General features: G+C 70.4%; 6 protein-coding genes. 3 read left to right on the forward strand and 3 right to left on the reverse strand.

The features are described 5' to 3' along the window. Positions 1-92: 92 nt before the first annotated feature. Positions 93-1,772: an ABC transporter substrate-binding protein gene (locus TR46_RS36965; protein ID WP_152626923.1), complete on the reverse strand. Its 1,680-nt coding sequence runs from the start codon at positions 1,770-1,772 to the stop codon at positions 93-95. 297 nt (positions 1,773-2,069) lie between these two features. Here TR46_RS36965 and TR46_RS36970 point away from each other — a divergent pair, with 297 nt between their 5' ends. The 3 genes from TR46_RS36970 to TR46_RS36980 all read left to right on the forward strand — a co-directional run bounded on the left by TR46_RS36970 (position 2,070) and on the right by TR46_RS36980 (position 8,505). Beyond that, positions 2,070-4,910: a glycoside hydrolase family 3 protein gene (locus TR46_RS36970; RefSeq protein WP_042411409.1), complete on the forward strand. Its 2,841-nt coding sequence runs from the start codon at positions 2,070-2,072 to the stop codon at positions 4,908-4,910. Between the two features lie 120 nt (positions 4,911-5,030). Then, complete coding sequence (locus TR46_RS36975) at positions 5,031-7,166, forward strand: beta-galactosidase (RefSeq protein ID WP_042411412.1); 2,136 nt, start codon at positions 5,031-5,033, stop codon at positions 7,164-7,166. A gap of 256 nt (positions 7,167-7,422) precedes the next feature. Next, positions 7,423-8,505: a LacI family DNA-binding transcriptional regulator gene (locus TR46_RS36980; RefSeq protein ID WP_152626925.1), complete on the forward strand. Its 1,083-nt coding sequence runs from the start codon at positions 7,423-7,425 to the stop codon at positions 8,503-8,505. A gap of 310 nt (positions 8,506-8,815) precedes the next feature. On the opposite strand, the gene TR46_RS36985 is transcribed toward TR46_RS36980, so the two are convergent. Together TR46_RS36985 and TR46_RS36990 are read right to left on the reverse strand one after the other, a co-directional pair. Beyond that, positions 8,816-9,523 (reverse strand): GH12 family glycosyl hydrolase domain-containing protein, encoded by a 708-nt coding sequence (locus tag TR46_RS36985; RefSeq protein WP_042411417.1) that lies wholly within the window; start codon positions 9,521-9,523, stop codon positions 8,816-8,818. 280 nt (positions 9,524-9,803) lie between these two features. Then, positions 9,804-10,221, reverse strand: a 418-nt coding sequence (locus TR46_RS36990; RefSeq protein WP_042411420.1) for an RICIN domain-containing protein, incomplete at its 5' end; no start/stop codon positions are given.

A 10,221-nucleotide genomic window follows, 5' to 3' on the forward strand; every position in this document is an offset into this window, starting at 1 on the left:
TCGTGCGCCTGCCCTTTCGCGGATTGCCCGCGCCGGGCTCGGCGGCGAGTGATACTGCCACGGGTTCTCCCTCTCCTCGCGGGGCTCGCTGCCTACTGCCCGGTCCCGTACTTCGCCAGCACGTTGTCCGAGTACCACTGGATCAGCTGGGTACCGCCGCTGGACTTCCAGGAGGAGATCGCGGCCTGCACGTCGGACACCTTCTTGATGCCGTGGTAGCAGTCCTTGATGGTGTCCTCGACGGCCTGGGCGGCGTCCGCGACGGCGAAGCGGGTCGGCACGGTGACGTTCATGTCGAGGAACACCGGCTTGTAGACGTGCTGGCAGGCGGACGCCTGCCAGGCGCAGACGTCCTTGGTGACCTGGTTCGCGCCGGGGTTGCTGACGACAGCGGGGGGACTGGCCAGGCCCTGGTAGCCCGCGTTCGAAACGTACTTCGTGCCCGCGCTGTTGGCGGTGGGGACACCGTTCACCATGGTGTAGTGGACGCCCTCGACACCGTAGTTGACCATGGTGTACTCGGCCGACCCGAACGGCGCGGCGAGGTAGTTGGCGACCTCCAGCAGCTCCAGGATCTGGTCCTTGGACAGCTTGATGTTGAAGTAGCTGACGTAGGTGGTGGCGGCGCCGAGGAAGGTGCTGGGGGTGGACTTGCCGTCGGCTGCGAAGATGCTGAAGGCGCCGCGGCGGTAGTTCTTGCTGGCCGCGGTCCCGGTCTGGGCGTCGCCGAGGTTCCACGCGCCGAGGCCGTCCCCTGTGATCAGGGTGTGCCCGGCGTAGAAGCGGGTGCCGCCGGCGCTGTTGTTGCCGGCCAGTGTGTCGGGGTGCATGTAGCCGGACTTGGCCAGCTTGTAGTGCCAGTCCAGGGCTTCCAGGAACTGGTCCATCTCGTACTTGTGGACCAGCTTGCCGTCGGCGAGGGTGAACTTGTACGGCACGCCCCACAGCGGGCTCAGATAGGTCCAGACGTCGCCGAAGGCCCAGACGCCGCCTTTGGCGTCGGTCAGCTCCTTGCCCAGGGAGAAGAGGTCGGCGGCGGACTTCACCTGGTCCGCGGTGATGCCCTTGGCGTCGAAGACGTCCCGGCGGAAGAAGGTGGTCCCGGGGAGCGAGAAGCCGCTGGAGAAGCACGGGATGCCGTAGACCTTGTCCTCCCAGGCCCCGTCGGTCCAGGCCCCGGTGGGGATGGCGGCGAGGTTGGGGTACTGCTTGATCTTGTCGCCGGCCAGGTAGGGCGTGAGGTCCGCCAGCTGGGTGCCGACCAGCTCGCCGATGTTGATGCTGGTCTCCCAGGTGGGCAACTGGATCCAGTCGGGGAGTTTCTTGGCCGCCGTCATGGTCGGGACGACGGTGCCGTAGTTGACACCGTCCGCGGGCTTCATCGTCAGGTTGACGCCCAGGGCCTTGTTCATCGCCTGGTAGAAGGAGTTGCCCGGGTCCGGCAGCGCGCCGAACGCCGGGACGATCGCGGTGTAGCTGCCGCCCTTGCCGGGGACCCCGGAGACCGTCTTGACCGGGTTGGCCGGGTAGGCGAGGTAGCCCGGGGAGGTCTTGGTGCCGACCACGCCGTTCACCGAGGGGATGTCCGGGTTGACCGCGGTTCCCTCCACGTAGGTCGGCAGGGCGGCCTGCAGCCCGGCCTTGCTGCTGGTCCCGCCCTTGCTGCTGGTGCTGCCGCCGCCGCAGGCTGACAGCAGCGGCGACAGCGCAGCAGCCCCGGCCACAGCAACGGCACCGTTCACGAAAGTTCTGCGGTTCATTTCGATGCTCATGATGGGCGGCCCTTCGCCTGTTGGGAGGTCATGTCGCGGAGCGGATCCCGGGGGCGTGACGCCCATCCTCGGGAACGGTGTTTCGTTCCTGCGAAACTCTCGAAGCGCTTCAATGTTGCCGAGAGGTTAAGCGGCATTTCGGCTCCTACGCAAGAGGTGTGTCAGGAAACGTCGCATTGAATCTTGAGTTACGTTTCTCGGAAAGTTTCTCTTGACAGTGTCGTGCGCCCATGTCAGCTTCGAAGGGCTTCAACGCTGATTGCCCGGCTGCCGAAAACCTGCAAGGGACTACTACCTGTGAGCACCGCCGCCGCCACGCCGCCCTACCGCGATGCAGGGCTCCCCCTCGGCGAACGCGTCGAGGACCTGCTCTCCCGGCTCAGGCCCGAGGAGCGGATCGCGATGCTGCACCAGTACTCGCCGGCGATCCCCCGTCTGGGCGTCGAGGAGTTCCGCACCGGCACCGAGACCCTGCACGGCGTCGCCTGGCTGGGCCCGGCGACCACCTTCCCGCAGGCCGTCGGCCTCGGCGCGACCTGGGACGAACGCCTGGTCCACGAGGTCGCCGAGGCGGTCTCGGTCGAACAGCGGGCCTTCCACCACCACCGCCCGCCGGCCGACGGCACCGGCCGCATCAGCCTCCAGGGCTGGGCCCCGGTGGTGAACCTGCTGCGCGACCCCCGCTGGGGCCGCAACGAGGAGGGCTACTCCGAGGACGCCCTGCTGTCCGCCCGCCTCGGCGACGCCTTCTGCCGCGGCATGGCCGGCGACGACCCGGCCCGTCTGCGCACCGCCCCGATCCTCAAGCACTTCCTCGCCTACAACAACGAGGACGACCGCTGCACCACCTCCTCCGGCCTGCGGCCCCGGGTGCTGCACGAATACGATTTGGCCGCCTTCCGGCCGGCCATCGCCACAGGGGCCGCCACCGGCGTGATGGCCGCGTACAACCTGGTCAACGGCCGCCCCTGCCACGTCAGTCCGCTGATCGAGCAGCAACTGCGCCGCTGGGCCGAGCCCACCGGACATGAGCTCTTCGTGGTCTCCGATGCCCAGGCCCCCTCCAATCTCGTCGATCCCGAGCACTACTTCGACGACCACGCCGAGTCGCACGCCGCCGCCCTCAAGGCCGGCATCGACTCCTTCACCGACAACGGCGCGGACACCCTGACCACGTTCCAGCGCATCAGCACGGCCCTCGAACTGGGCCTGCTCACCATGGAGGATGTGGACCGCGCGGTCCGCCGGCAGCTGTCGATCCGTTTCCGCCTCGGGGAGTTCGACCCCGAGCCCGGGCCCTACGCCGACATCGCCGGGGAGGCCGTGAACTCGGCCGCCCACCAGGCCCTCGCCCTGCGCGCCGCCACCGAGTCGGCCGTCCTGCTCAAGAACCAGGGACTGCTGCCGCTGTCCGCCGAACAGCGCGTCGCCGTCGTCGGGCCGCTGGCCGGCACCCTCTACGAGGACTGGTACAGCGGCAGCCACCCCTACCGGATCACCGTCGCCGACGGACTCGGCGCAGCCGCCGTCGAGGGCGTGGACCGGATCGCCCTGCACGCCCAGGACGGGCGCGCCCTCACCGCGGTCGGCGCGGAGGGCCTGCTCACCCTGACGGATGCCCAGCTCCAGGACTCCTCCGTCCAGTTCGATCTCTTCGACTGGGACCAGGGAGTGCTCACCCTGCGCTCGGCCGCCACCGGCCGACACGCCTCACTGCGGGACGCGGACCAGGCGGTGGCGGCCGACCGGGACCAGCCGGGAGAGTGGAACGTCCACGAGACCTTCGCCCTGGACGACGCCGAGGGCGGGACCGAACTGCTGCGCAGCGTGCTCACCGGCCGCTGGGCTCAGGCCGATGCCGGGACCGGCGTGATCACCATGACCGCGGAGAGCGCCGACCAGGCGCTGCGGTTCACCCGCAGCGTCGTCGTCGACGGCACGGCCGCCGCGGTCGCAGCGGCCAGTGCCGCCGACGTCGCGGTGGTCGTGCTGGGCAACGACCCGCACATCAACGGCCGCGAGACCGAGGACCGGGCCTGCCTGCGGCTGCCCCAGTCCCAGGAGCGGCTGCTGCGCGCGGTCGCCGCAGTGCGGCCGGACACCGTCCTGGTCGTGATGTCCAGCTACCCCTACGCCGTGGACTGGGCCGACGCCCACCTGCCCGCGGTCCTGTGGACCTCGCACGGCGGCCAGGAGACCGGCCGCGCGCTCGCCCGGGTGCTCCGCGGCGAGGCCGACGCCTCCGGACGCCTGCCGCAGACCTGGTACCGCGCCGGCGACGAACTGCCCGGCCGCCTCGACTACGACATCATCAAGGCCGGCTGGACCTACCAGTACCACCACGCCGCGCCGCTCTACCCCTTCGGCCACGGCCTCTCCTACGCCACCTTCGGGTACGGCGAGCTCAAGGCCCGTGCGAGCGAACTGGCCCAGGACGGGGAGGTCGCCGCGACGGTCGTCCTGACCAACACCGGCACCCGGGCCGGTGTGGAGACGGTCCAGCTCTACGCGAGGGCCCTCGGCGCACGCTATACCGCGCCGCGGCTGAAGCTGATCGCCTTCCGGAAGGTGCGGCTGGCCGCCGGCGAGTCCACCGAGCTGGAGTTCCGGATCCCCGCCGCGGAAGCGCTCAGCCACTGGGACGTGGCCACCGGCGGGTTCACCGTCGACCCCGGACGCTACGACCTGCTCGTCGCCCGGTCGGCCGCCGACCCGGTCGGCAGCGCCCGGCTCACCGTCACCGGACCGCTCCCCGGACCGCGCGAGGTGCTCGGGCGCCCGCTGCGCGCCGCCGATTTCGACGACTGCCAGGACATCGTCCTGACGGACGCCGAGCGTACGGACGGCGACGCCGTCAGCCCGGACGGCAGCAGGGGCGAGCTGCTGTTCCGCAATGTCGACCTGGGCGGCGCGCGCACCGTCGCCGCGGGGGTGTCCCGCACCGCCTCCGGCACCGCAGCGCTCGAACTCTGGTCCGGCGACAGGCTGCTGACGTCCTTCGCGGTGCCCTCGACGGGCGGGAGGTATGTCTGGACAACCGTCACGTCCCCCCTCGCAGTGCCGGGCGAGGGCAACCACGACCTGCGGGTCGTACTCACCGGGGAGCAGCGCCTGACCACGCTGTCCTTCACCCCCTGAGACCGGTGGCGGCCATGCTCATGGCCAGGCCGGGCAGGGCCGCCGCCTCCAGCCACGACCGGACTTCCTTCCCGTTCAGGCAGTCCCCCCCTGCCGATCCCGTCCTCATGGAGACCACCGATGCCCGCACTGCCGTCCCGTGTCCTGTTCGGCGCCGCCTACTACCCCGAGTACCACCGCATGGACCGTGTCGAGGCCGACCTGGACCTGATGGTGGAAGCGGCCTTCACCGTCATCCGCGTCGGCGAGTCGGTGTGGTCCACCTGGGAGCCCGAGAACGGACGCTTCGACCTGGACTGGCTGCAGCCGACGCTTGACGCCGCCCGGTCGCGCGGGATCTCGGTGGTACTGGGCACCCCCACCTACGCCGTCCCGCCCTGGCTGGCCCGGCAGTACCCGGAGATCGCCGCCGAGAACGCCACCGGCCGACGGGCCGACTGGGGCGGTCGCCAGGAGATGGACTTCACCCACCCTGCCTTCCGATTCCATGCCGAACGGGTGATCCGTCGCATTCTCGCCCGCTATGCCGACCACCCCGCGGTGATCGGCTACCAGCTCGACAACGAGCCGGGCTGCCGACTGCCGCACAACACCGGCGTCTTCCAGCGCTTCGTCGACGACCTGCGTTCCCGCTACGGCGACGTGGAGACGCTGAACCGCGAGTGGGGCCTGGTCTACTGGTCGCACCGGCTGACCGACTGGGCCGACCTGTGGACTCCCGACGGCAACGCCCAGCCCCAGTACGACGTGGCCTGGCGCGCCTTCCAGGCCCGGCAGACCAGTGAGTTCATCGCCTGGCAGGCCGACATCGCCCGGGAGTTCGCCCGACCCGACCAGTTCGTCACCACCTGCCTGCACTACAACCACCAGGGGCTGGACGACCAGCAACTGGCGCTGGGCCTGGACGTGATCGCGGCCAACCCCTACTACGAGATGCAGGACGGACTCGCCCTGCCTGCCGCACCCGACCGGCCCTCGCACTCCTGGCTGGCCAGCGGGGTCTGGGGACTGCTCCAGGACGCGGACCGGGCCTGGGCCACCCGCCAGGAACCGTTCCTGGTCACCGAGACCAACGCGCAGAGCGTCGGCGGCACCCACGACACCGCCCCGCCCTTCGACGGCCAGTGGCGCCAGGCGGCCTGGGCGATGGTGGCCCGGGGCGCGCGGATGGTGGAGTACTGGCACTGGCACACCCTGCACTTCGGGACCGAGACCTACTGGGGCGGGGTGCTGCCGCACAGCGGCCGTCCCGGCCGTGCCTACGCCGAGATGGCACGGCTGGGGGCGGAGTTCGCGACGGCCGGGGCGGCTGTCGCCGGGCTGGAGCCCGACTGCGACATCGCCATGGTGTACTCGCTGCCCAGCAAGTGGCTGATGCAGAAGTACCCGCCGCTGGCCAACGCCGAGGGCGGTCCCGACGGCGGCTCGTACCACGGACTGTTCGACCCCTTCTACCGGGGCGCGGTCGAGTCCGGGCGGCAGGTGCGGATCGTGCACGCCCGCCAACTGCACGACCCGGCCGACCCGTCGGCGGCCCTGGACCCCGAACTGGCGGCCCGGCGCCACCCGGTACTGATCGCCGTCGGACTCTACCTGGCCGAGGACGGCATCCTGGACTGGCTCCAGGCCTACGCGGCGGCGGGCGGCCATCTGGTGCTCGGGCCGCGTACCGGCTACGCCGACGAGGAGGCGCGGGCCAGGCCCGAGCCGGCTCCGCCCCGGCTCACCGGCGCGGCCGGGGTCAGTTACCAGGAGTTCAGCAACCTCTCCGGCGACCTGCCCCTGCACACCCCGTCCGGCAGCCCGCTGGACCTGCCGGACGGTGCGGCGGCCACCCGCTGGGCGGACGCGCTGGTGCCGTCCGACGCCGAGGTGCTGGCCGAGTACCACCACCGGCACTACGGCCGCTGGCCCGCGGTCACCAGCCGCGCCCACGGCCGGGGCCGGGTGACCGTCGTCGGCACCGTCCCCGCCCCGGACACCGCCCGGGCCCTGGCCCAGTGGCTGGTCCCGGAGCCACGCGGAGGCTGGCAGCGGCTGCCCGCCTCGGTCACCGCCCTGACCGGCAGCGCCCCGGACGGACGCCGCGTGCACATCGTGCACAACTGGAGCTGGGAGCCGGCCGTCGCCACCGCCCCCTGCGCGCTGGTGGACCTGCTCGGCGGCGGATCCGACGGAGCGGCGAAGGCAGGGATCCCCACCGGGGGGCCGGTCGAGCTGGGGCCGTGGGACGTACGGGTGTTCTCCGCCGAGTAGGGGACCGTCAACTGCGGCACTGAAAGTTTCTTCCTTGATTCCCTTGCATTTTTCTGGAAAGATATTGTTGCACCATGAAACGATCGACTCTCCGGACGCCGTTCGCGTCGGCTGTGCCGGCACACGCGGCACCGCTCCCGGGACGGCCCGGACCGGCCGGAGAGTGCCACAATGACCCCCACGCGGCCGTGGGGACCTCCCGACCGACGGCCCCCGGTGGCAGCGCGGCCGCGCAAGGGAATCTGGAAGGGTGAACGTGACGACGGACTACCGAGCGGGTGAGCCGACGGCTGACGAACAGCGCTCGCAGGGGGAAGGGCCGGGCTCGGTCACGATCGCCTACATCGCGGAAGCGGCAGGCGTCTCCATCCCCACCGTGTCGAAGGTGCTCAACCGGCGCACGGGTGTCTCCGACCGGACCCGCGCCCGGGTCGAGGACCTCATCACCCTCCACGGCTACCGCAAGCCCATCGCCAACCGCACCAACACGGTGGAGCTGCTGTTCCGCGAGCTGGAGAGCATGTGGGCGACCGAGGTCATCCGGGGCGTGGAACGGGTCGCCCGCAAGTACCGCTTCGGCCTGACGGTGACCGAGCTCGCCTCCCCCGACGGCCAGGCCGCGACCTTGGACGACACCATCGGCCGTCGCCCCAACTGCGTGGTGTCGGTCGCCCAGCTGACTGCGGCCGAACGCGCGCAGCTGCACGCCAAGGGGATTCCTCTGATCGTCTTCGACCCCGTGGACGAACTCCCCGACGACGTGCCCTTCGTCGGCACCACCAACTTCCGCGGAGGCCACACCGCCACCCGGCATCTGCTGGAACTGGGGCACCGCCGCATCGCCATGATCACCGGTCCGGACCACCCCGTCTGCCTGACCCGCAAGGCCGGCTACCTCTCCGCGCTGGCGGAGTCCGGCGTGACCGCAGACCCGACGCTGCTGGTCCAGGCCCATCTGCTCCGCGAGTACGGGTACGCAGCCGCGCTGGAACTCCTTGCCCGCAGCGACCGGCCCACCGCGATCTGCACCACCAACGACATGCAGGCGCTCGGCGTCTACCAGGCCGCCAGGGAGCTCGGCCTGTCGATTCCCGACGACCTGAGCGTGGTCGGCTTCGACGATCTGCCGATCGCCGCCTGGGTCGAGCCGCCGCTGACCACCGTGCGCCAGCCACTGACCGAGATGGCGGTCGCCGCCGCGGAGCTGGCGCTCACGCTGGGCCGCGGCGAAGACGTGCCGCAGGCCGGGGTCGAGATCGCCACCACGCTCTCGGTCCGCGGAAGCACGGCCCCACCGAAGCGCGGCACGCCCCGCGCGGGCAAAGTGGCGTCGAAGTAGCCGTCCCCGGCGGCGCCCGGGGCACCACCCCCGGGAACAGACCACCGACAGCCCGCGAACAAGCCCGGCGCGCAGCGACAGCGAGCACATCCTGCTCGGCCCCGGCCGCTTCAACCGAACCAGCGGAGCCCTGCTCCCGCCGTGGGCCCCGGTGTCCTGCCCCAGCACCGGCTCGAACTCGGGCCGGCCGACTTCGCGTTCGTACTGACCCCCCGCAGCGGAGCTGAGGCGGCGGAACTGAGACGGTGACTCGCGGCCGGCGCCGCGGCCGCGAGTCACCGAATCCGTACCGGTGCGGGGGAACCCGTCGTCAGGAAGAGGACACCGAGAACGAGTTGGTGTTGAAGTTCAGCCCGCCGGAGGACGACGTGATCTCGTAGCCGAACTGGACGTTGCCGAGGGTGACGTCGCCGATCCAGTGCTTGCTGTTCTCGATCCAGTTCATGACGGCCAGGATGTCAACGGTCGAGGAGCTGGTGTTGGAGGTGCGGACGAAGGAGAAGACGGCGTTGGCGCCGTTGCTCCCCTTGTACACGGTCCAGGTGCTGCCGCCCACCGAGGCGGTTCCCTGGGAGGTGCCGAGCGGGCCGACAGCACCCGTCTTGTTCATCCAGAGCATGATCTCGTCGGCGTTGTTGGAGTCCCAGATGTCGTACGTGGTCTCGTACGCGCCGCTGGAGGGCACGCTGACGTTGAAGCTGGACTTCACCGAGCTCAGCGCGCTGAGCTGCTTGCCGATGTAGCGGGAGGCGTTGGGGTACGACTTGATGCCGCCGGTGTTGGGGTGGTTCGCCCATACGCCCCAGTTGCTGTAGGAGTTGGCCCAGATCGTCTGGGGGCCCGCGCCGCTGCCCCAGATGTCGTTGTAAAGGGTGTAGCCGCCGTTGGACCACGTGCCCCACTGGGCGCTGGACGACCAGGTCGCGGCGTGCGCCGGTGCGGCGGCCAGTCCGACCGCCGCGGCCGCGGAGGCGAAAAGGCCCAGGATCGTACGCCGGCTGCGCAAGGTGGTACGCATGGGGGCTCCGTTCTGCTTGAGGTGACAGCTGCGGCTGACGATGGCAGTGCGACGTGCGACTCCGACCGCCAATGTCGAAGCGCTTCAACACCCCACATTGTCAGGTACATGCTGTCCGTGGTGGGATGTGCCATACGATGACAGTCGAATTGTCGAAGGCGCAACAACTAACGCACGGGAATCTTCACCGCAGGCATCAGCGCCACAGGCATCATCAGGACGGCGGCCAGGTGCCGCAGCAATCGGCGCTGCTGCGCCGATTGCTGCGGCACGCCCGGAGTCAGCTCCGCAGGGTCCACCCCTGGTTCGCTCCGCCGGAGCAGCTCCACAGCTGGATCTTCGTACCGTTGGCGGTACCCGTTCCGGATGCGTCGAGGCACAGCCCCGACTGCACACCGGTGATCGTGCCGTTGGCGTTGAGGTTCCACTGCTGGTTCGCCTGGCCGTTGCAGTCCCAGATCACCGCCGCGGTGCCGTTCGCGGTGCCCTGGCCGGAGGCGTCGAGGCACTTGTTGCCGTAGACGGTGAGCTGCTTGCCGGAGGTGTAGGTCCACCGCTGGTTCGAGCCGCCGTTGCAGTCCCACAGCTGTGCCTGAGCGCCGTTGGCCGTGGTGGAGTCGTTCATGTCGACGCACCGGCCCGACTGCTGGCCGACGATCTCCTGGTTGCCGGTGGTGGGCGGCGGGCTGGTCGGGGGC

Source organism: Streptacidiphilus carbonis, from assembly GCF_000787775.1.
GTDB lineage: Bacteria > Actinomycetota > Actinomycetes > Streptomycetales > Streptomycetaceae > Streptacidiphilus > Streptacidiphilus carbonis.

Bases quoted from the DNA above. Each gene is read 5' to 3' on its own strand.
- TR46_RS36975 (WP_042411412.1), top strand. From the start codon at position 5,031: ATGCCCGCACTGCCGTCCCGTGTCCTGTTCGGCGCCGCCTACTACCCC.
- TR46_RS36985 (WP_042411417.1), bottom strand. From the start codon at position 9,523: ATGCGTACCACCTTGCGCAGCCGGCGTACGATCCTGGGCCTTTTCGCC.
- TR46_RS36965 (WP_152626923.1), bottom strand. From the start codon at position 1,772: ATGAGCATCGAAATGAACCGCAGAACTTTCGTGAACGGTGCCGTTGCT.